Raw genomic sequence first — 20082 nt, 5'->3', positions numbered from 1 at the left:
TGATAGGACTGTTCGCATGGATCTCGAGGAGCTGGACGTCGCCGTCGACAACGGCGGCATCGACACGGTGCTGCTGGCACTGACCGACATGCAGGGCCGCCTGCAGGGCAAACGGCTGCATGCGCGCTACTTCATGGACGAGGTGGTGTCCGGCGGCAGTGAGGGATGCAACTATCTGCTCGCGGTCGACGTCGACATGAACACCGTCGACGGCTACGCCATGTCCTCCTGGTCCACCGGTTACGGCGACTTCGTGATGCGGCCGGACTTCTCCACCCTGCGCCGGATCCCGTGGCACCCGGGCACGGCGCTGGTCCTGGCCGACCTGTACGACGTGTCCGGGGCGCCGGTGCCGGCCTCACCCCGGCAGATCCTGCGCCGCCAGCTCGACCGGCTGGCGGCGCACGGCCTGTCCGCGTACGCCGGGACCGAGCTGGAGTTCGTCCTCTACCGGGACTCCTACGAGCAGGCGTCGCAGAAGAACTACCGGGACCTGATCCCCGCCAACCAGTACAACGTGGACTACTCGCTGCTCGGCACCGCCCGCGTGGAGCCGCTGCTGCGCCGGATCCGCAACGACATGTACGGCGCCGGCCTGACCCCGGAGAGCGCCAAGGGCGAGTGCAACCTCGGCCAGCACGAGATCGCCTTCCGCTACTCGGACGCGCTGACCGCGGCCGACCATCACGTGGTCTACAAGAACGGGGCCAAGGAGATCGCCGCCCAGGAGGGCATGGCGCTCACCTTCATGGCCAAGCCCAACGAGCGGGAGGGCAACTCCTGCCACATCCACTTCTCGCTGCGCGACGAGAACGGGCGGTCGGCGATGCTCGGCGACGGCCCGGCCCATCTCAGCGAGACCGGGCAGCGGGTGCTGGCCGGCCTGCTCGCCACGATGCGGGAGTTCAGCCTGCTCTTCGCGCCGAACATCAACTCGTACAAGCGGTACCAGCCGGGGTCGTTCGCGCCGACCGCGCTGCGCTGGGGCGTCGACAACCGGACCTGCGCGCTGCGGATCGCCGGGCACGGTCAGGGCATGCGGGTGGAGAACCGGGTGCCGGGCGGGGACGTGAACCCGTACCTGGCGATCGCCGCCCTGGTGGCCGGGGCCCTGCACGGCATCGAGAACGAGCTGTCGCTGGAGGACGAGTTCACCGGCAACGCCTATCAGGACCCGGAGGCCGGCCGGGTGCCCGGCACCCTGCGGGAGGCGACCGCGCTGTGGGCGGACAGCCGGGTGGCGGAAACCGCGTTCGGCCCGGACGTCGTGGCCCACTACGCGAACATGGGACGGGTGGAACTGGCGGCCTACGACGCCGCGGTGACGGACTGGGAGTTGCGCCGTGGATTCGAGCGCCTCTGAGTGTGAGGATCTTGGCGTGCGGACTACAGAGGTGATCGATCCTTCGACGGGTGAGGTCTTCACGACCGTACCGTCGCTGGGTCTTGCGGAGACCGACGCGGCGATCGAGCGCGCGCGGATCGCTTTCGGTGAGTGGCGCCGGGTCTCGCCCGGGGACCGGGCGCGGCTGCTGCGGCGCTTCGCGACGGTGGTCGAGGAGCACATCGAGGAGCTGGCGCGGCTGGAGGTGCGCAACGCCGGGCACACCATCGGCAACGCGCGCTGGGAGGCGGGCAACGTCCGGGACGTGCTGAACTACTACGCCGGCGCCCCGGAGCGGCTGGCCGGGCGGCAGATCCCGGTGCCCGGTGGCATCGACGTGACGTTCCACGAGCCGCTCGGCGTGGTCGGGATCATCGTGCCGTGGAACTTCCCGATGCCGATCGCCGGCTGGGGGTTCGCGCCGGCGCTGGCGGCCGGCAACACGGTGGTGCTCAAGCCGGCCGAGCTGACCCCGCTGACCGCGATCCGGCTCGGCGAGCTGGCGCTGGAGGCCGGGCTCCCGGAGAACGTGTTCCAGGTGCTGCCGGGTAGGGGCAGTGTGGTCGGGCAGCGGTTCGTCACCCACCCGGCGGTGCGCAAGGTCTGCTTCACCGGATCCACCGAGGTCGGCAAGTCGATCATGGCGGGCTGTGCCGACCAGGTGAAACGGGTCACCCTGGAACTCGGCGGCAAGAGCGCCAACATCGTCTTCGCGGACGCCGATCTCGACGCCGCGGCCGCCGCCGCGCCCGGCGCCGTCTTCGACAACGCCGGGCAGGACTGCTGCGCGCGCTCCCGGCTGCTGGTTCAGGAATCGGTGTACGACAGGTTCCTCGCGCTCCTCGAACCGGCCGTCCGGAACTTCCGGGTGCTCGACCCCGCCGATGACTCGTCGGAGATGGGACCACTGATCTCCTCCGGACAGCGGGCCGCCGTCACGTCGTACCTCGACGGCTCTGACATCGCGTTCCGCGGCACCGCGCCGGACGCGAAGGGATGGTGGTTTCCGCCGACCGTGTTGCTGGCCCGCTCGAACGCGGACCGGCACTGGCGCGAGGAGATCTTCGGCCCGGTGGTGAGCGTGTTGCCGTTCCGGGACGAGGAGGAGGCGATCCGGCTGGCCAACGACACCGAGTACGGGCTGTCCGGCTCGCTCTGGACCCGGGACGTGGGCCGGGCGCTGCGGGTCTCACGGGCCGTGGAGACCGGCGCGCTGAGCGTCAACAGCAACTCCTCGGTGCGCTACTGGACCCCGTTCGGTGGCATGAAACAGTCCGGTCTCGGGCGTGAGCTGGGCCCGGACGCACCCCTGTCCTTCACGGATGTGAAGAACGTGTTCATCTCGACGGGAGACTGAGTGGAACGTCTGTTGAGCCGGGTCGCCGTGATCACCGGCGCCGGAAGTGGGATCGGGCTGGCCACCGCCCGGCGGTTCGCCGCCGAAGGGGCATTCGTCGTCTGCGTCGACATCTCGGAGAAGGCCGGCAAGGCGGCGGCCGAAGAGGTCGGCGGCGAGTTCGTGGCCTGTGACGTCAGCGACGAGGAGCAGGTCAAGGCGCTCTTCGACGGGGTGGTGCAGCGGCACGGCCGGGTCGACATCGCCTTCAACAACGCCGGCATCTCGCCGCCCGACGACGACTCGATCCTGGTGACCGGCCTGGACGCCTGGGAGCGCGTGCTCAAGGTGAACACCACGAGCGTCTTCCTCTGCTGCAAGTACGCGATCCCGCACATGCAGCGGCAGGGCAAGGGCTCGATCATCAACACCGCCTCGTTCGTGGCCCTGCTAGGGGCGGCCACCTCGCAGATCGCCTACACCGCCAGCAAGGGCGGCGTGCTGGCGATGACCCGCGAGCTGGGCGTGCAGTTCGCCCGCGAGGGCATCCGGATCAACGCGCTCTGCCCCGGGCCGGTGGCCACGCCGCTGCTCATGGAGCTGTTCGCCAAGGACCCGGAGCGGGCCGCCCGGCGGCTGGTGCACGTGCCGATGGGCCGGTTCGCCGAGCCCACCGAGATCGCCGCCGCGGTGGCGTTCCTGGCCAGCGACGACGCGTCGTTCATGACGGCGTCGCAGTTCGTCGTCGACGGCGGGATCACCGGGGCGTACGTAACGCCGCTGTGAGGTTTACCGACCCGCTACGGTGGATAAGGAAGCCCCAAGACACCCAGTTCAAAAAGGTGTGAGGGGTCGAATCCCCGCCCGTACGGGTCAGATCCCCGTGGGGGTGGGACAGAGGGCCCGTGACGCGGCGCCGGTTCACCGGCGCCGCGCGCCTGTGACTACGGTGGTGCGATGCGTCCGATCATCGGCATAACGTCCTATGTGCTGCCCGCGACGTGGGGCGTCTGGGTCGATCTCGAGTCCGCGCTGGTGCCGCACGACTACGTCGAGGCGATCCGGCTGGCCGGTGGCCGTGCGGTGCTGCTGCCGCCCGACGACCTCGACACCGACGTGCTCGACCGCCTCGACGGCCTGGTGCTGGCCGGTGGCCCGGACGTGCAGCCGGACCGGTACGGCCAGGAGCCGCACCCGGCCACCGTCACCCACCCGGAACGCGACGCCGCCGAGCTGGCGCTGCTCCACGCGGCTCTGGACCGGGACCTGCCGCTGCTCGGCGTCTGCCGGGGCATGCAGCTGCTCACCGTGGCGGCCGGCGGCAGCCTGCACCAGCATCTGCCGGACGTGCTGGGCCACGAGAAGCACCGCCCGGGCCCGGGGATCTACGGCTCGCAGTCCGCGCGGTTCGCTCCGGGCAGCCGGATCGCCGCGCTGATGGGCGATGACCCGACCATCAACTGCTTCCACCATCAGGGGGTCGCCGACCCCGGAGCGCTGACCGTCACCGGCTGGGCCCCCGACGGTCTGCCCGAGGCGGTCGAGGATCCGGACCGGAGTTTCGTCCTCGGTGTCCAGTGGCATCCGGAGACCGGCCGGGACCGGCGTCTCTTCGGCGCCCTGGTGGCGGCGGCCACGAAGGAGAGCACCGGAACATGCGCAGACCGCTGATCGGCCTCACCGCCTACGCCGAGCAGGTGCAGTACGGCCGGAACGACCTGATGGCCGGAATGCTGCCGATGACCTACGTGAAGGCGGTGCACGCCACCGGCGGCCGGGCCGTCCTGATCACCCCCGACGATCCCGGCACCGACGTGCTGGAGGCCCTGGACGGCATCGTGTTCTGCGGCGGCGGCGACATCGACCCGGCGAACTGGGGCGCCCCGCCGCACCCGGCCACCGAGGTCGACAAGGTCCGCGACCGATCCGAGCTGATGCTGATGGGCGCCGCGCTGGACGCCGGCCTGCCGATGCTGGGCGTCTGCCGCGGCATGCAGATGATGGCCGTGTCCACCGGCGGCTCGCTGCACCAGCACCTGCCGGACCTGGTCGGTCACGAGCGGCACCGGGCCGCCCCGGGCACCGACCCGCTGGCCGCCAACGCCTCCGACTACGGCCGGCACGACGTGGTGATCGAGGACGAGACCCTCGCGCACCGCCTGTTCGGCCGCAGCCTCACGGTGAACTCGTTCCACCACCAGGCGGTCGCCGATCCGGGCGCCTTCCTCCCGGTCGGCTGGTGCCCCGACGACCGGGTCATCGAGATCGTCGAACACCCCGGGCAGCCGTTCGCGCTCGGCGTGCAGTGGCACCCCGAGCGGACCAACGACCTGCGGCCCTTCGAGGCACTCGTCGAGGCGGCGGTACGCGGACGGGCCGTCGCCGCCTGATGAGCGGACCGGCCGCTCCGGTGTTAACGTGCCACGGGACCGGGTGTGCCGCCCGCGTCCGGTGATCCGTGGGAGGCATGCATGGGTGCCCTGCCGAGGCGGCTGCGCAACGCCTTCGAGCGGGGCGGCGAGATGGGCGCCCGGATGTCCGCCCTGGACTGGTCCACCAGCCCGATCGGGCACCCGTCCACCTGGCCGCCCGAGCTGGTCGGCGCGGTGTCCACGATGCTCGCCTCCCGGGCGCAGATGGTCATCTTCTGGGGGCCGGAGTACGTCGCCCTCTACAACGACGCCTACACCGTGACCATGGGCGGCAAGCACCCCGGGTTCCTCGGCCGTCCCGGCGGCGAGCTGTGGGCCGAGGCGTGGGAGCTGCTGCACCAGCTGTTCGACGGGGTGCTCGCCGACGACCAGTCGTTCTACGCCCGCGACCACCCGTTCATGCTGGAACGGTACGGGTTCCTCGAGGAGACGTACTTCGACATCTCGTACGACCCGATCCGGGCCGACGACGGCACACCGGGCGGGGTGATGTGCATCGTCACCGAGACCACCGGCCGGGTGCTCGGTGAGCGGCGCGTCCGGACCCTCAGCGCCCTGGGCCGCCGCCTGGCCGACTCGCCGGACCAGGGGGCGCTCGCCGCCGAGGCCGCCGCGGTCCTCACCGAGAACGGCGACGACGTGCCGTTCGCCGCGCTGATCCTGGACGATCCGGACCCGCACCCGGCGATCCGGGCGGTCCGGGAGAGCGGGCGCCCCGGCCTCGTCCCGCTCGCCGACCTCACCGAGCCCGGCCCGTCGGCCGCCGCGGAGGCGCTGGTGCTGCCGATCGGCGTGGCGGCGGACACGGTCGGCGCGCTGGTCGTCGGGGTGAGCCGGTTCCTCGCGCTGGACGGCGACTACCGGGACTTCCTCGACCTGGCCGCCGCGCAGATCTCCCGGGCGGTGGCCAGCGCGCGGGCGTACGAGCAGGAGCGCCGCCGCGGCGCCGAGCTGGCCGCCCTGGACCAGGCCAAGACCAACTTCTTCTCGAACGTGAGCCACGAGTTCCGTACCCCGTTGACGTTGATCCTCGGCCCGATCGAGGACCTGCTCGACGACCCGGCGCTGGACGGGCCGCTACGTGACCGGCTCACCCCGGTGCACCGCAACGGGCTGCGCCTCCTGAAGCTGGTCAACACGGTGCTCGACTTCTCCCGGATGGAGTCCGGGCGGATGCGGGCCGTCTACCGGCCGACCGACCTGGCCGGGCACACCGCCCGGCTGGCCGGCACGTTCCGGCCCGCCGTCGAGCGGGCCGGGCTGACGCTCACCGTCGACGCGCCGCCGCTCGGCGAACCGGTCCACGTCGACCACGAGCTGTGGGAGAAGATCGTCTTCAATCTGCTCTCCAACGCGGTCAAGTTCACCCGCGAGGGCGGCGTCGAGGTCCGGGTCCGGGCCGTGGACGGGCACGCCGTGCTCGCCGTCCGGGACTCCGGGGTCGGCATCCCGGCCGACCAGCGGCCGCTGCTCTTCGACCGGTTCCACCGGGTCACCGGAGCCTGGTCCCGCAGCCACGAGGGCACCGGCATCGGGCTGGCGCTGGTCCGCGAGCTGGCCGAACTGCACGGCGGATCGGTCGGCGTGACCAGCGAGGCCGGGGTGGGCAGCGAGTTCACCGTGCGGATCCCGTTCGGCACGGCCCACCTGCCGCCGGACCGGATCACCGACGACCCGGCGGCGCCCGGCGAGACGGCCGGGCCGCTGCTCTGGGTGGACGAGGTGACCTGGTGGGCGGGGGACGGCCCGGAGGCGCCGCAGCCGGTGGGACGTGGCGTGGGCGGCCGGATCCTGCTCGTCGACGACAACGCCGACCTGCGCGAACACGTCTCGCGACTGCTCGGGCCGTACTGGGAGGTGGTCACCGCGGTGGACGGCGCGGACGCGCTGGAGCTGGCCGCCGGGGACCAGTTCGACCTGGTGCTGACCGATGTCATGATGCCCCGGCTGGACGGCTTCGGCCTGATCGCCCGGCTGCGCGCCGACGAGCGCACCCGGGACGTGCCGATCGTGGTGCTGTCCGCCCGCGCCGGCGAGGAGGCGGCCGTCGAAGGGCTGGCCGCCGGCGCCGACGACTACCTGGCCAAGCCGTTCTCCACCCGGGAGCTGATCGCCCGGGTCCGGGCCAACCTGGAACTCGGCCAGCTGCGCCGGCGGACCGTCAGCCGGCTGCGCGGGCTGGTCGACGCGGCCGCCGCGCTCAACGCGGTGCCGACCACCGCCGAGGTCCTCGACGTCGCGGCCCGGCACGTGCTCACCATGACCGCGGCCGGGCGGGTGGTGCTGACCGCGCCGGGCGCCCGGGCCGAGCGCGACGGCGGCGCCGCGGCGGGCGCGCCGGCGGACGTGGTGCTGCCGCTGCCGGACACCGCCGGGCCGCCCCTGGGCGAGCTGCGGGTCTGGGCCGGGCCGGACGGGTCCCCCGAGCCGGCCGTGCTCACCCAGCTGGCCCGGCTGGTCGGGCTGCGGCTGGCCAACGCGCGGCTCTACGAGGCCGAGCACCGGATCGCCTCGACCCTCCAGCACAGCCTGCTGCCGCAGTCGCTGCCCCGGGTGCCGGGCGCCCTGGTGGCCGGCCGGTACGTGCCGGGCAGCAGCGAGGCCCGGGTCGGCGGCGACTGGTACGACGTGATCCCCGGCCCCGACGGCGAGCTGTTCCTGGTGATCGGCGACGTGGTCGGCAAGGGCGTGCAGGCGGCCGCCGGCATGGGGCAGCTGCGTAACGCGCTGCGGGCGTACCTGCTGGAGGGCTTCGACTGCGGCACCGCGCTGACCCGGCTCAACCGGCTGGTCGACACGCTGGGCCGGCGGCAGTTCGCGACCGTCCTCTGTGTCGGCTTCGACCCGCGGACCCGCCGGGTGCGCTACTCGTCGGCCGGCCACCCGTCACCGGTGGTGGTCGCCCCGGGCGAGCCGGGCACCTTCCTGTACGGCGCGGCGCTGGGCCCGCCGATCGGGGCGCTCGGCTCGGTCACCTACCCCACCCGGGAGACGTCGCTGACCGCCGGCGCGCGCCTGCTGCTCTACACCGACGGCCTGATCGAGGACCGCCGGGAGGGCATCGACAGCGGCATGGCCGAGCTGACCGTGGACGCGGCCGAACCGGCCGACCACATCGACGACCTGCTGGACGCGCTGCTCGCCGAGGCGGCCCGGCACACCCGGCACGACGACATCGCCCTGGTCGCCCTGGAGGTGACCGAGCCGCGCGAGTTCGTGCTGCGGCTGCCCGCCGAACCGGGCCGGCTGACCGTGCTGCGCCGGCGCCTGGAGGACTTCCTGGCCGCACACCGGGTGCCCGAGGCGGACGCCTTCGACCTGGTGGTGGCGGTCTCCGAGGCGGCCGCGAACGCCATCGAGCATCCGGTCGACCCGGCCGAACCGGTGATCACCGTGACCGCGTCGCTCGACGACGGCGCGGTGACCGTGACGGTCCGCGACACCGGAGGCTGGCGGCCGGCCGCCGACCCCGGCTTCCGTGGCCGTGGCCTGGCCCTGATCGGCGCCCTCACCGAACTGTCGGTGCATCGTGGCGTGGACGGCACCGAGGTGCGGCTCCGGCGGCCGCTCACCCCGTCGCTCACATCGTCTTGACCCAGGGCTGGTCGCCGAGCCCGGAGATGTCCAGCACCCGGCGCACCCGGTCGGAGGGGTAGACCTCGAGGGCCCCCGGATAGTGGTCGGCCAGACGGATCAGCGTGTGGATGGCCGCCGAGTCGAAGAAGGTCACGGCCCGCAGGTCGAGGGAGGCGGAGGTGACCGAGTCCGGGGTGGCGGCCCGGAACAGCGCGTCGGCGGTGGCCATGTCGACCTCACCGGTCACCGTGACGGCGACCCGGTCACCGGTCACCTCACCGACCGCCGAGAAGTTCGGGTCCAGGCCCTCTTGATCCACGCCGAATACGATTTCACAGGGTCCCGGAGGCGGCAAGGACAGGTCCGATCGGCTCCGGGGTGGCCGGTTAGGCTGTGGTCATGACCGTACGTGCCCCTCTCGTGCCGGGAAAGCAGTCGCCCTGGCGGTCGGTCCCCGCGCACATCGTCCGCCCCGAGTACGTGGGCAAGAAGCGCCCGCGTGAGTGGAGCGGCTCGCATGTCCAGACGCCCGAGATCATCGAGAAGATGCGGGTCGCCGGCCGGATCGCGGCGCAGGCCACGCAGCTGGCCGGTGAGCACTGCAAACCGGGCGTGACGACCGACGAGATCGACCGGGTGGTGCACGAGTTCCTGCTCGACCACGGCGCCTATCCGTCGACGCTGGGCTACAAGGGCTTCCCGAAGTCCTGCTGCACCTCGCTGAACGAGGTGATCTGCCACGGCATCCCGGACTCCACGGTGCTGGAGGACGGCGACATCATCAACGTGGACGTCACGGCGTACCTCGACGGGGTGCACGGCGACACCGACGCCACCTTCTGCGTGGGCGACGTCGGCGAGGAGGCGCGGCTGCTGGTCGAGCGCACCCACGAGGCGATGATGCGGGGCATCCGGGCGGTCGCCCCGGGCCGCCCGATCAACGCCATCGGGCGGGTCATCGAGGCGTACGCGCGGCGGTTCGGCTACGGCGTGGTCCGTGACTTCACCGGCCACGGCATCGGTGAGGCGTTCCACTCCGGGCTGTACGTCCCGCACTACGACAACCCGCAGCTCACCACGGTGATGGAGCCGGGCATGACGTTCACCGTCGAGCCGATGATCACCCTGGGCACCCATGAGTACGACATCTGGCGCGACGGCTGGACGGTCGTCACGAAGGACCGGAAGTGGACCGCCCAGTTCGAGCACACGCTGGTGGTCACCGAGGACGGTCACGAGATCCTGACCCTGCCCTGACCGGCGTCCTCAGTCGAAGAGCGCGCCGAGCCGGCCGTCCACCGGGCGGCCGCGGGCGGTCAGCTCCTCGGCCTGGTATTTGAGGATCGCGCCCAGCTCCTGCATGTCGGCCGCGGCCACGCCGGTGCGCTTGACCGCGTCCGCCGTGTTGCGGAAGTGGGTGCGGGTGAGCAGACCGGCGACCAGGGCGGCGTGCAGCCGGGCCTCGGCCATCAGGATCAGGGCGGCGTCGGTGTCGTACCACTGGGCCAGGCGCGCCGCCCGGGTGTGCGCGCCGTTGGCGACCGCCCAGTCCTGCCGGGCCAGGCCGGTGAACTCCATCGGCCGGGCCTCGGCGAGCAGCGACAGGTGGGCCTCCCGCCGGTCGGCGAACCAGTTCTGCGGGTCGTGGAGCGGGAACGTGGTGAGGTAGCCGTCGGCCAGCAGCGGCCATCTCGGGGTGAGCTGACGGGCCTGCCCCAGCCCCTCCTCCGCGGTGACCACCCGCAGGTCGACCGGGATGCCGTCGACCTTGCGCAGCGCCGGCCTGGGGCCGGTCCGGGGGCGGTAGGTGACCACCAGGACGTTGACGTCGCTGCTCTCGGTGTCGTCGCCGTGCGCCATCGAGCCGGACAGCCCGATCGCCTGCACCTCGGCGGACCATCGCTCCTGGACGGCGTCACGCAACCGGATCGCGAGCGACCCGCGGGGTGAGGAGGCGTCGAGCTCGTCGATCACGCCCCCATTGTCGGCCATTCACGTTTCCGGAGTGGCCCGATCCTCAGCCCGGTTTGCCGGGGAAGGGCATCGTCAGCGGCGTGACCTCGGCGATCCGGCGCCACCGTGTCGCACGAACTGCGGAGTCGGTCAAATACGACAGCGAGTCGACGCGGTCGGCACCCTCGGTCACCGGAAGCAGGGCGCGCCAGGACTGGGCCACGCCGTCCTCCACGTGCACCGCCAGTCTCAGGGCGCTCTCCCGGTCGGTCACCTCGAAGGGCAGCTGGTACGCCGGGGGCGCGGGTGCGGTGCTGGCCCGGACCCTGTCCAGCCGGTCCACCAGCTCGTCGCGCCGGCGCCGGTGTTCCAGTTCACAGGCGCGGGCCCGGGACACCTCGTCGGCGTCGTCCAGGTGCACCCCGATCACGCCGTACGCATAGATGGCCGCCTCCTCGGCGGCGAGGGCGGCGGCGAGTTGTTCCGTCACGCCGTGGACAGTAACCCGTCAGCGCAGCGCTTCGGCATGCGTGGCCCGGCAGGCCGCGATCGATCCGGTCAGCCCGGCCCGTTCCGGGGTGGCCGTCTTGCACGCCGCCACCGCCGTGCGCTGCGCGGCCTGCTCGGCCTTACGCAGCGTGGCCGTGGTTTCGGCCGGGCCGGCCGGGGCCGAGGAGGACGGCGCGACCGAGGGCGCGGCCGGGCCGATCACCCGGGTCAGTTCGGCGGCGTGTGCCCGGTGGTCATCGGCCAGCGGGGTCAGCCGGGCGGCCAGCGAGGCGTCGGCGAGGATCGCCCGGTCGTACGCCGCGGCCAGCGCCAGAGCCTCGTTCAGCAGGGGTTGCAGCGGGTCCGGCTGCGGTTCGGGCTCGGGTTCGGAGTCCAGGAGCCCGCACCCGGCCAGGGCGGCGGAGCTCAGCGCCGTCCCCAGGAGCAGCCGCCGTGAAGTCGATAGCACCCGGCCAGTCAACACCATTCGGTGCGGCGCTGCTCCGACCCGCCCACCGGCGCGTTACGCTCAGCGTCAGCCGCGGGGCCGCATCGGGCCCGGCGGCATATAGTCGTTCCTGCGAGAAAGCTAGCGAGAGGTCGAGCCCGATGACGCAGCGTGGTCGCGCCGGGTCCCGGCCCGGTGGGCGCCCCGGCAACCGCCGTTCCCGGCCGGAGCCGGAGACACGTAGTACCCCGTCCCTGCCCCGTGTCGATCTGAGCGCCGCCCGCGCCCGGATCCGCGAGGTGATCGAGCCGGTGGTCGCCAAGGCCGGCTACGACCTGGAGGACCTGACCCTGTCCCGGGCCGGCCGCCGGTTCGTGGTGCGGGTGCTGATCGACACCGACGGCGGCATCGGGCTGGACGACGTGGCGGTGGTCTCCCGGGAGATCTCCGAGGCGCTCGACCAGGCCGAGGAGTCCGGCGGCGAGGTGCTCGCCGGGGAGTACCAACTGGAGGTCGGCTCCCCGGGCGTGGACCGGCCGCTGACCCAGCCACGGCACTGGCGCCGCAACATCGGCCGCCTGGTGGCGGTCGGCGACCTCACCGGCCGGGTGCTCTCGGTCGACGACACGGGTGTGGCGCTGGACGTGGACGGGACCACCCGGGAGCTGGCGTGGGCCGATCTCGGGGCCGGCCGGGTCCAGATCGAGTTCAAGCGCATGGACGAGGCCGACTTCGGTGACGAGGACGGCGAAGAAGACGACGACGAAGGGGAGGGCGAGGAGTGAACATCGACCTCGCGGCGCTGCGCGCCCTGGAGCGCGAGCGGGAGATCCCGTTCGAGACCATCCTGGCGGCCATCGAGACCGCTCTGCTGACCGCCTACCGGCACACCGAGGGCGCGGAGAGCCACGCCCGGGTGGAGATCGACCGCCGCAGCGGCGTCGCCTCCGTCCTGGCGCAGGAGCTGGACGCGGACGGCACGTTGGTCCGGGAGTGGGACGACACCCCGCACGACTTCGGCCGGATCGCGGCGATGACCGCCAAGCAGGTGATCCTCCAGCGTCTCCGGGAGGCCACCGACGAGCAGCACTTCGGGGAGTACGCGGGACGCGACGGCGACCTGGTCACCGGCGTGGTGCAGGCGGACGCGGCCCGCGCCGAGAAGAACATCGTCACGGTGGACCTCGGCAAGCTGGAGGCGGTGCTGCCGCAGTCCGAGCAGGTGCCGGGGGAGACCTACCCGCACGGCGCCCGGATCCGCTGCATCGTGGTGCACGTGGCCAAGGGCTTCCGCGGCCCGCAGATCACCCTGTCCCGCTCGCACCCGGCCCTGGTGAAGAAGCTGTTCGCCCTCGAAGTGCCGGAGATCGCCGACGGGACCGTGGAGATCGCCGCCATCGCACGTGAGGCAGGTCACCGTACGAAGATCGCGGTGCGCTCGACCGTCGCGGGCGTCAACGCGAAGGGTGCCTGTATCGGCCCGATGGGCCAGCGGGTCCGCGCGGTGATGAGCGAGCTGCACGGCGAGAAGATCGACATCATCGACTGGTCGGACGACCCGGCCCAGTTCGTCGGCAACGCGCTCTCACCGGCCAAGGCCCTGCGGGTCGAGGTGGTCGACGCGGCCAGCCGAACGGCCCGGGTGACCGTGCCCGATTTCCAGCTCTCCCTGGCCATCGGCCGGGAGGGACAGAACGCCCGTCTCGCCGCCCGTCTCACCGGATGGCGCATCGACATCCGTCCGGACAGCGAGCCGGCCGGAGTCTCGGACCGTGATGCGGCCGAGGCGGGGAACTGACCGGATACGCGGTCGGCGCGATCGAGGGGTAGACTTGGCCTCGGTCGGCCCGACGCGAACCTGCGTCGGCTGCCGCAATCGCGCGCCGGCCGCTTCATTGCTGCGGTTCGTCGCGGCAGAATCGGAGGGAAACCTTCGGCTTCTGCCCGATCCGAGTCGCCGACTGCCGGGGCGGGGAGCACATCTGCATCCCGATCCGGCCTGCTTCTCGCAGGCAGAGCGGCGCCGCGCCTTCGGGCGTGCGTTGCGTCTCACTGGATTTGCTGACCCAGAGCTGCTCGCGGAGCACATCCGTACGGTCTCCGTGCCGTCCGGATCCACCGATGACGAGGCGTCGTCGCTTCGTCACGACCCAGCAAGGTAGGACGACCCAGATGAGCACACGATGAAGTCCCTGAAATGAACAGGCTTCTAGTGCACGAGTGAGGTCTGTGCGGGTGCTGCTCGCACGACCTCGAAGTGAGGAGTGCAGTGCCAGGCAAGGCCCGCGTACACGAGCTCGCCAAGGAGCTCGGGGTCGACAGCAAGACCGTTCTCGCCACGTTGAAGGAAATGGGCGAGTTCGTTAAGTCCGCGTCCAGCACCGTCGAGGCCCCCGTGGCCCGGCGGCTCCGTGGCGCCCTTGAGCAGGGTGGCGCCATTCCGGCGTCCCCGTCGTCCCCGGCGCCCACCGCCGCGTCCGGTGGCTCCGGTGCCTCCGCGGCGCCGCGCCCGGGCCCGCCGATGGGGCGGCCGCAGCCGCCGCGCCGTCCGGGTCCGACGCCCGGTGGCGCGCCCACCAACCAGCCCACCTCTCCGGCGCCCACGCCCGGCCCGTTCGTGCGGCCCAAGCCGCCGGCCGGCCGTCCGGGCCCGACGCCCGGCCCGGTCGCCAAGCCGGCCAGCGCGCACGACATCGAGGTGGCGGCCGCCGAGGCCCGCGCCTCGGCGCTGAAGGCCGAGCAGGAGGCCGCGGTCAAGGCCGCGCAGGCAGCCCGTACCCGGGACGCCGAGCGCCGTCAGGGCGGCCCGTCCGAGGGCGGTGGCCAGCGTGGCCCGCGTCCCGGCCCGGGCAGTGTCCCGCCGCGTCCGGGGTCGCCGGCCGCGAACCGTACCGCGACCCCCGGCGCCCCCGGTGGTCCTCGTCCCGGCCCGGCCGGCGGCGCTCCGCGCCCGCCCGCGCGCGGTCCGGGTAACAACCCGTTCGGTGTCTCCGGTGGCGGCGCGACGCGCCCGTCGCCGGCCTCGATGCCGCGTCCGAACCCGGCGGGCATGCCGCCGCGGCCGAGCCCCGCCTCGATGCCGCCGCGGCCCAGCCCCGCCTCGATGCCCGCGCAGCGTCCCGGTCGTCCGGGTGGTCCCGGCACCGGTGGCGCCGGTCGTCCGGGTGGTCCCGGCGGCGGCCGTGGCGGCCCCGGTGGCGGCGGCGGTGGCTACCGCGGTGGCGGCGGCGGTGCCGGTGGCGGTTTCCGTCCCGGTGGCGGCGGCGGCGCCGGTGGCGGCTTCCGTCCCGGCGGCGGTGGCGGCGGCGGTGGCGGCTTCCGTCCGGGTGGTCCCGGCGGTGGCGGCGGCGGTCCGGTCGGCGCGGGTGCGCCCGGCCGTCCCGGTGGCGCCGGTGGCCGTGGCCGTGGCGGCGGTGCGGCGGGTGCCTTCGGGCGTCCCGGCGGCCGGCCGACCCGTGGCCGCAAGTCGAAGAAGCAGCGGCGTCAAGAGTTCGACAACCTGTCCGCTCCGCAGATGAGCTCCGGTGCTCCGCGCGGTAACGGCCAGGAGATCCGGCTCTCGCGCGGCGCGTCGCTCTCCGACTTCGCCGACAAGATCAACGCCAACCCGGGCTCGCTCGTCCAGGAGATGTTCAACCTGGGTGAGATGGTGACCGCCACGCAGTCGGTGTCCGACGACACCCTGCTGCTGCTCGGCGAGCACCTGGGCTTCGCCGTGAAGATCGTCAGCCCCGAGGACGAGGACCGCGAGCTGCTCGCACAGTTCGACATCGACCTCGACGCCGAGGTGGCGGAGGACCGTCTGGTCACCCGTCCGCCGGTGGTGACCGTCATGGGCCACGTCGACCACGGTAAGACCAAGCTGCTCGACGCGATCCGCAAGACCAACGTGGTCGCCGGCGAGGCGGGTGGCATCACCCAGCACATCGGCGCCTACCAGGTCGTCGTCCCTCACCAGGGGGAGGAGCGGGCGATCACCTTCATCGACACCCCGGGTCACGAGGCGTTCACCGCCATGCGTGCGCGTGGTGCCAAGGTGACCGACATCGTGATCCTGGTGGTCGCGGCCGACGACGGCGTCATGCCGCAGACGGTCGAGGCGCTCAACCACGCGAAGGCGGCCGACGTGCCGATCGTCGTCGCGGTGAACAAGGTCGACAAGCCGGACGCCAACCCGGACAAGGTCCGGCAGCAGCTGACCGACTACGGCCTGCTCGCCGAGGAGTACGGCGGCGAGACGATGTTCGTCAACGTCGCGGCCAAGCCCGGCATCGGCATCGACGACCTCCTCGAGGCCGTCCTGCTGACCGCCGACGCGGCGCTCGAGCTGACCGCCCCGATCGACGGCCCCGCCCAGGGTGTCGCGGTCGAGGCCCACCTGGACAAGGGTCGCGGCGCCGTGGCCACCGTCCTGGTGCAGAAGGGCACGCTGCGGGCCGGTGACTCGATCGTCGCCGGTGGCGCGCACGGTCGCGTCCGGGCCATGCTCGACGAGAACGGCCAGCAGGTGGCCGAGGCGGGTCCGGCGCGTCCGGTCCTGGTCCTGGGTCTGACCTCGGTGCCGAGCGCGGGTGACACGTTCCTCGCGGCTGAGGACGACCGCACCGTGCGGCAGATCGCCGAGCAGCGGCAGGCCCGCCGTCGTGCGGCGACCTTCGCCAACTCGACCCGCCCGAAGACGATCGACGAGATCGTCAAGGAGATCAAGGAGGGCGAGAAGGCTTCGCTCACCCTGATCATCAAGGGTGACGGGTCCGGTTCGGTCGAGGCTCTCGAGGACGCGCTGTTCAAGATCGACATTCCGGAGGAGGTGCAGCTCAAGGTCATCCACCGCGGCGTCGGTGCGATCACCGAGAGCGACGTCAACCTGGCGTCCGCGTCCTCCGACCAGAGTGCGACGATCATCGGCTTCAACGTCCGTGCGTCGAACAAGGTCAAGGAACTGGCCGACCGCTCCGGCGTGGAGATCCGCTACTACAGCGTGATCTACCAGGCCATCGAGGAGATCGAGGCCGAGCTCAAGGGCCTGCTCAAGCCGGAGTACGAGGAGGTCGAGCTCGGCACGGCGGAGATCCGCGAGGTGTTCCGCTCGTCCAAGATCGGTCTCATCGCCGGCTGTATCGTCCGGTCCGGTCTCATCCGCCGCAACACCAAGGCCCGCGTCATCCGCGAGGGCACCGTGGTGGCGGACAACGTCACGATCAGCTCGCTCAAGCGGTTCAAGGACGACGCGACCGAGGTCCGCGAGGGCTTCGAGTGTGGTCTGACGCTGAGCGGTTACGGTTCGCCGCAGGTGGGCGACGTGATCGAGACCTTCGAGATGCGTGAGAAGCCGCGGGCGTAAGCTCCGCGACTCCCGACGGCCCGGCGTTTCTGCGCCGGGCCGTCGGCCGTGCTCGACTGTTCCGCTTCGCTCCGCGGCAAAACGCCTGGCGGCGTTTTGCGGGTACTCCCGTTCGTGGGGGTCATCGGAGGCTGGGAGGATGGCGGGATGTCCCGCTATGCCATGCTGCTCGCGCCCTCCGCCAACCGCGTCTACGCCGACCAGGCGTCGCGCATGTCCCAGGCGGAGCTGGCCGCGTTCGGGCCGGTGCTGTCGTCGGGGCTGGACGACATCGGCGTGACGGTGCTGGGCGGGGTGGAGTACCTGACGTTCTCCGCCGATCTCAGCGAGCGCGATATCGCGTACGTCTCGAATCTCTCCTCCGCCCATGCCCTCTTCGAGCGGGTGGACGACGGCCTGTTGCGCCCCCTGGCGCTCGCGCCGCTGGCGCGTTACGACAGCGACCTGATCACCATCCCGAAGTACGCGGGGAAGACCAACGAGCAGTTCACCAAGCTGGTGCTGAACCTCACGGTGCTGGCCTCCGGCTCGGCCGGCCGGATGCTGGACGGCGGCCTGACCGTCCTCGACCCGGTCTGCGGCCGTGGCACCACGCTGAACCAGGCGCTGATGTACGGCTACGACGCCATCGGCGTGGAGATCGACGGCAAGGACGTCGAGGCCTACAAGCTGTTCCTGCAGACCTGGCTGAAGCGCAAGCGGCTCAAGCACACCGCCGAGCTGGTGCAGGTGCGCCGGCAGGGCCGCCGGGCCGCACGCCGCCTGGAGGTGACCATGGCGGCCAGTAAGGATGATCACAAGGCCGGCGCGGTGCAGAAGGTCACCGTGCTGAACGCCGACACCACTTCGCTGGACGGCCTGATCCGCGGCAACGTGGCGGACGTGCTGGTGGCCGATCTGCCGTACGGGATCGCGCACGGCAGCTACGACGACGAGGGCGGCCTGTCCCGGCGCCCGCTGGATCTGCTGGAGCGGGCCGTGCCGCAGTGGCTGCCGTTGTTGCGCCCCGGTGGCGCGATCGGCCTGTCCTGGAACACCAAGGTGGCCAAGCGGGAGTTGGCCGAGGACATCCTGCTGGCCGGTGGGCTGGAGCTGGTCGAGCACCTGCCCCTGGTGCACCGGGTGGACCAGGGCATCGAGCGGGATGTGGTGGTGGCGCGGAAAAACCCGCGCTGAGCAGGCCGATCGTGAGTACCCTGCTCGCTGATGTATACCGAGACCGCAGTCTTCGATCTGCTTCTGCCCGGTGACTCCCGCTCGCTGAAGCAGAAGCGCTCCTATGTCCGCCCGATTCTGGCGATGCTGAAGAAATTCGAGGTCAGTGCCGCCGAGGTGGGCTTCCACGATCTGCATGCGCGGGCTCTGCTCGGGGTAGCCGTGGTAGCGGCGGACCCGGCGCAGGCCCGTGCCGTGATCGACACGTGCGAGAACCAGGTGGCCGGCCGCCCCGAGATCGAGCTGCTCTCGGTCAAACGACGGGTCTACGGCGACGACGATTGACCTGGGTACGCTTCATCAGTTGGGCGGGGGCTGTCGGACCCGCGGGATACATAGTCGGAGGTGGGCGAAATGTCGGACCCAGCCAAGACACGCCGGCACGCGGAGCGCGTCCGGGAGCTGGTGGCTTCGCTGGTGCGGGAGATCAAGGATCCCCGTCTCGGCATGCTGACGGTCACGGATGCCCGGATCACCGGCGACCTGCGTGAGGCGACGGTCTTCTACACGGTCCTGGGCGATCCGACGGAGCAGGCGTCGACCGCCGCGGCCCTGGAGAGCGCCAAGGGCATGCTGCGCAGCCGGGTCGGTCACGCGCTCGGGCTGCGGCACTCGCCGAGCCTGACGTTCGTGCTGGACAACGTGCAGACCCACGTCAAGGAGATCGACGACCTCCTGGCTCAGGCGAAGCACCGCGACCAGGAGGTGCAGCGGCTGGCCGCCGGAGCGAAGTACGCCGGTGACCCGGACCCGTACAAGAGTGACGACGACGAGATCGAGGACGACGAGGCCGAGCGGGTCGGCGCCCGCGAGGATCACGGGTGACCCTGTCCGGGCCCACCCCCGAGCAGTGGGCCGCCGCGGTCGCGGCGGTCCGCTCCCTCGGCGCCGACGACGAGATCCAGCTGATCTGTCACGTGAACCCGGACGGTGACGCGCTCGGCAGCATGCTCGGTTTCGGGCTCGGTCTGACCCGGCTGGGGTACACCCGGGTGCGGGCGACGTTCCCCGGGGAATTCGCCGTTCCCGGCCCCTATTCCGCCCTGCCCGGTTCGGCCCTGCTCGTGCCGGAGGCGGAGGCCTGGACGGACCCCCGGCTGGTGGCGGTCTTCGACGTGGCCAGCGAGTCCCGTCTCGGCGGGCTGGCCGGCCGTCTCACCGCGGCGCCGGTCAGCGTGGTGCTCGACCACCACGCGTCGAACACCGGTTTCGGCACGGTGCGCCTGGTCGACCCGGCGGCCGCGGCCACCTCGGTGGTGGCCGAGCAGCTGCTGGCCCGGCTCGGGGTGCGGCTGGACGCGGAGATCGCCGAGTGCCTCTACGTGGCGCTGGCGACCGACACCGGGTCGTTCAAGTTCGACATGACCACGGTAGCGGTTCACGAGCTGGCCGCGCGGCTGATCGCCACCGGGATCCGGCCGGGGGAGATCTCCCGGCGGATCTTCGACAGTAAGCCCTTCGGGGCCATGAAGCTGACCGGTGAGGTGATCGGCCGGGCGGTGCTCGAGCCGGGCGCGGCCGGCGGGCGGGGCATGGTGTGGACCTATGCCACGCTGGCCGACCTGGAGCGGCACGCGCAGCAGCCGTACGTGCTGGACACCCTGATCGACCCGGTGCGCTCGGTGGCCGAGGCGGACGTGTCGGTGGTGGTCCGGGAGGTCGCGGCCGGCGAGTGGTCGGTGTCGCTGCGCAGCAAGGGCGCGGTCGACGTGAGCGGCGTGGCGGTGTCGCAGGGCGGCGGCGGTCACCGCTTGGCGGCCGGCTTCACCGGGTACGGCGAGGCCGCCCAGGTGGTGGACACCGTGCGTCGGCTTTTGGACGAATACCTGAACTGAGCAGTGTTCGCCCTGCTGAGCGGGGGTCACCCGAAAGGGTGGCCCCCGCTTTCGTCGTCCCGGATCCCGG

At 72.1% G+C, this 20082-nt stretch carries 19 protein-coding genes and 1 pseudogene; 16 read left to right on the top strand and 4 right to left on the bottom strand.

Annotation, left to right across the window (positions count from 1 at the left end; all coding sequences use genetic code 11):
- The first annotated feature begins 16 nt into the window (after positions 1–16).
- The 6 genes from J5X75_RS01385 (at position 17) to J5X75_RS01360 (ending at position 8746) form a co-directional block, all read left to right on the top strand.
- Entirely contained in the window at positions 17–1363 is a 1347-nt protein-coding gene (locus J5X75_RS01385) for a glutamine synthetase family protein (RefSeq protein ID WP_208465304.1), read from the top strand.
- Positions 1364–1379: 16 nt separating this feature from the next.
- Entirely contained in the window at positions 1380–2741 is a 1362-nt protein-coding gene (locus tag J5X75_RS01380) for an aldehyde dehydrogenase family protein (protein WP_208465303.1), read from the top strand.
- Entirely contained in the window at positions 2742–3506 is a 765-nt protein-coding gene (locus tag J5X75_RS01375) for a 3-oxoacyl-ACP reductase (RefSeq protein WP_208465302.1), read from the top strand.
- Positions 3507–3677: 171 nt separating this feature from the next.
- Complete coding sequence (locus J5X75_RS01370; protein WP_208465301.1) at positions 3678–4391, top strand: gamma-glutamyl-gamma-aminobutyrate hydrolase family protein; 714 nt, start codon at positions 3678–3680, stop codon at positions 4389–4391.
- Positions 4376–5110: a gamma-glutamyl-gamma-aminobutyrate hydrolase family protein gene (locus J5X75_RS01365; RefSeq protein ID WP_208465300.1), complete on the top strand. Its 735-nt coding sequence runs from the start codon at positions 4376–4378 to the stop codon at positions 5108–5110. The genes J5X75_RS01370 and J5X75_RS01365 overlap by 16 nt, the downstream gene beginning before the upstream one ends.
- 81 nt (positions 5111–5191) lie before the next feature.
- A complete protein-coding gene (locus J5X75_RS01360) occupies positions 5192–8746 on the top strand; it encodes a SpoIIE family protein phosphatase (protein ID WP_208465299.1) in 3555 nt (1184 codons plus the stop codon).
- On the opposite strand, the gene J5X75_RS01355 is transcribed toward J5X75_RS01360, so the two are convergent.
- Positions 8733–9047 carry an STAS domain-containing protein gene (locus J5X75_RS01355; RefSeq protein ID WP_208465297.1) on the bottom strand — a complete coding sequence of 105 codons (315 nt, stop codon included), beginning with the start codon at positions 9045–9047 and terminating at the stop codon, positions 8733–8735. The two genes, J5X75_RS01360 and J5X75_RS01355, sit on opposite strands and share 14 nt — an antisense overlap.
- Before the next feature lie 80 nt (positions 9048–9127).
- Here J5X75_RS01355 and map point away from each other — a divergent pair, with 80 nt between their 5' ends.
- Positions 9128–9985: a type I methionyl aminopeptidase gene (gene map / locus J5X75_RS01350; protein WP_208465296.1), complete on the top strand. Its 858-nt coding sequence runs from the start codon at positions 9128–9130 to the stop codon at positions 9983–9985.
- A 9-nt stretch (positions 9986–9994) separates the two neighbouring features.
- Here the strand turns inward: map and J5X75_RS01345 are convergent, their stop codons facing one another.
- Genes J5X75_RS01345 through J5X75_RS01335 form a run of 3 tightly spaced genes read right to left on the bottom strand, consistent with a single transcriptional unit; the run spans position 9995 to position 11657 of the window.
- Entirely contained in the window at positions 9995–10702 is a 708-nt protein-coding gene (locus tag J5X75_RS01345) for a nucleotidyltransferase domain-containing protein (protein WP_307797881.1), read from the bottom strand.
- A 43-nt stretch (positions 10703–10745) separates the two neighbouring features.
- A complete protein-coding gene (locus J5X75_RS01340; RefSeq protein WP_208465294.1) occupies positions 10746–11171 on the bottom strand; it encodes a ferritin-like domain-containing protein in 426 nt (141 codons plus the stop codon).
- Between the two features lie 18 nt (positions 11172–11189).
- Positions 11190–11657 (bottom strand): hypothetical protein, encoded by a 468-nt coding sequence (locus J5X75_RS01335; protein WP_208465293.1) that lies wholly within the window; start codon positions 11655–11657, stop codon positions 11190–11192.
- A 122-nt stretch (positions 11658–11779) separates the two neighbouring features.
- Between J5X75_RS01335 and rimP the strand changes: the two genes are divergently transcribed.
- The 9 genes and pseudogenes from rimP to J5X75_RS01295 all read left to right on the top strand — a co-directional run bounded on the left by rimP (position 11780) and on the right by J5X75_RS01295 (position 20012).
- Complete coding sequence (gene rimP / locus J5X75_RS01330) at positions 11780–12403, top strand: ribosome maturation factor RimP (RefSeq protein WP_208465292.1); 624 nt, start codon at positions 11780–11782, stop codon at positions 12401–12403.
- The gene (gene nusA, locus J5X75_RS01325; protein WP_208465291.1) at positions 12400–13416 is read left to right on the top strand and encodes a transcription termination factor NusA; all 1017 of its coding nucleotides are present in this window, start codon (positions 12400–12402) and stop codon (positions 13414–13416) included. Before rimP ends, nusA begins: the two co-directional genes overlap by 4 nt.
- The gene (locus tag J5X75_RS01320) at positions 13394–13780 is read left to right on the top strand and encodes a YlxR family protein (RefSeq protein WP_238487194.1); all 387 of its coding nucleotides are present in this window, start codon (positions 13394–13396) and stop codon (positions 13778–13780) included. The genes nusA and J5X75_RS01320 overlap by 23 nt, the downstream gene beginning before the upstream one ends.
- A 107-nt stretch (positions 13781–13887) precedes the next feature.
- Positions 13888–14038, top strand: a pseudogene (locus J5X75_RS46535) (translation initiation factor IF-2 N-terminal domain-containing protein); the annotation flags it as partial.
- 101 nt (positions 14039–14139) lie between these two features.
- Positions 14140–16962: a translation initiation factor IF-2 gene (gene infB, locus J5X75_RS01315; RefSeq protein WP_443607008.1), complete on the top strand. Its 2823-nt coding sequence runs from the start codon at positions 14140–14142 to the stop codon at positions 16960–16962.
- Positions 16963–17109: 147 nt separating this feature from the next.
- Positions 17110–18138 carry a TRM11 family SAM-dependent methyltransferase gene (locus J5X75_RS01310; protein WP_208465289.1) on the top strand — a complete coding sequence of 343 codons (1029 nt, stop codon included), beginning with the start codon at positions 17110–17112 and terminating at the stop codon, positions 18136–18138.
- 30 nt (positions 18139–18168) lie between these two features.
- Complete coding sequence (locus tag J5X75_RS01305) at positions 18169–18462, top strand: DUF503 domain-containing protein (RefSeq protein WP_208465287.1); 294 nt, start codon at positions 18169–18171, stop codon at positions 18460–18462.
- 69 nt (positions 18463–18531) lie between these two features.
- Positions 18532–19002 carry a 30S ribosome-binding factor RbfA gene (rbfA, locus tag J5X75_RS01300; RefSeq protein ID WP_208465286.1) on the top strand — a complete coding sequence of 157 codons (471 nt, stop codon included), beginning with the start codon at positions 18532–18534 and terminating at the stop codon, positions 19000–19002.
- The gene (locus J5X75_RS01295) at positions 18999–20012 is read left to right on the top strand and encodes a DHH family phosphoesterase (RefSeq protein WP_208465285.1); all 1014 of its coding nucleotides are present in this window, start codon (positions 18999–19001) and stop codon (positions 20010–20012) included. The genes rbfA and J5X75_RS01295 overlap by 4 nt, the downstream gene beginning before the upstream one ends.
- Positions 20013–20082: the final 70 nt, after the last annotated feature.

This window comes from Actinoplanes flavus (assembly GCF_017592555.1).
Lineage (GTDB): Bacteria > Actinomycetota > Actinomycetes > Mycobacteriales > Micromonosporaceae > Actinoplanes > Actinoplanes flavus.
Note: the sequence above shows the minus strand (reverse complement) of the source record. Positions and strands in the feature narration are given on the sequence as shown.

Excerpts from the sequence above, each read along its gene's own strand:
- J5X75_RS01385 (WP_208465304.1), top strand. The coding sequence starts at position 17 with ATGGATCTCGAGGAGCTGGACGTCGCCGTCGACAACGGCGGCATCGAC.
- J5X75_RS01370 (WP_208465301.1), top strand. The coding sequence starts at position 3,678 with ATGCGTCCGATCATCGGCATAACGTCCTATGTGCTGCCCGCGACGTGG.
- J5X75_RS01365 (WP_208465300.1), top strand. The coding sequence starts at position 4,376 with ATGCGCAGACCGCTGATCGGCCTCACCGCCTACGCCGAGCAGGTGCAG.
- J5X75_RS01360 (WP_208465299.1), top strand. The coding sequence starts at position 5,192 with ATGGGTGCCCTGCCGAGGCGGCTGCGCAACGCCTTCGAGCGGGGCGGC.
- map (WP_208465296.1), top strand. The coding sequence starts at position 9,128 with ATGACCGTACGTGCCCCTCTCGTGCCGGGAAAGCAGTCGCCCTGGCGG.
- J5X75_RS01335 (WP_208465293.1), bottom strand. The coding sequence starts at position 11,657 with ATGGTGTTGACTGGCCGGGTGCTATCGACTTCACGGCGGCTGCTCCTG.
- rimP (WP_208465292.1), top strand. The coding sequence starts at position 11,780 with ATGACGCAGCGTGGTCGCGCCGGGTCCCGGCCCGGTGGGCGCCCCGGC.
- J5X75_RS01320 (WP_238487194.1), top strand. The coding sequence starts at position 13,394 with ATGCGGCCGAGGCGGGGAACTGACCGGATACGCGGTCGGCGCGATCGA.
- infB (WP_443607008.1), top strand. The coding sequence starts at position 14,140 with ATGGGGCGGCCGCAGCCGCCGCGCCGTCCGGGTCCGACGCCCGGTGGC.
- J5X75_RS01310 (WP_208465289.1), top strand. The coding sequence starts at position 17,110 with ATGTCCCGCTATGCCATGCTGCTCGCGCCCTCCGCCAACCGCGTCTAC.
- J5X75_RS01305 (WP_208465287.1), top strand. The coding sequence starts at position 18,169 with ATGTATACCGAGACCGCAGTCTTCGATCTGCTTCTGCCCGGTGACTCC.
- rbfA (WP_208465286.1), top strand. The coding sequence starts at position 18,532 with ATGTCGGACCCAGCCAAGACACGCCGGCACGCGGAGCGCGTCCGGGAG.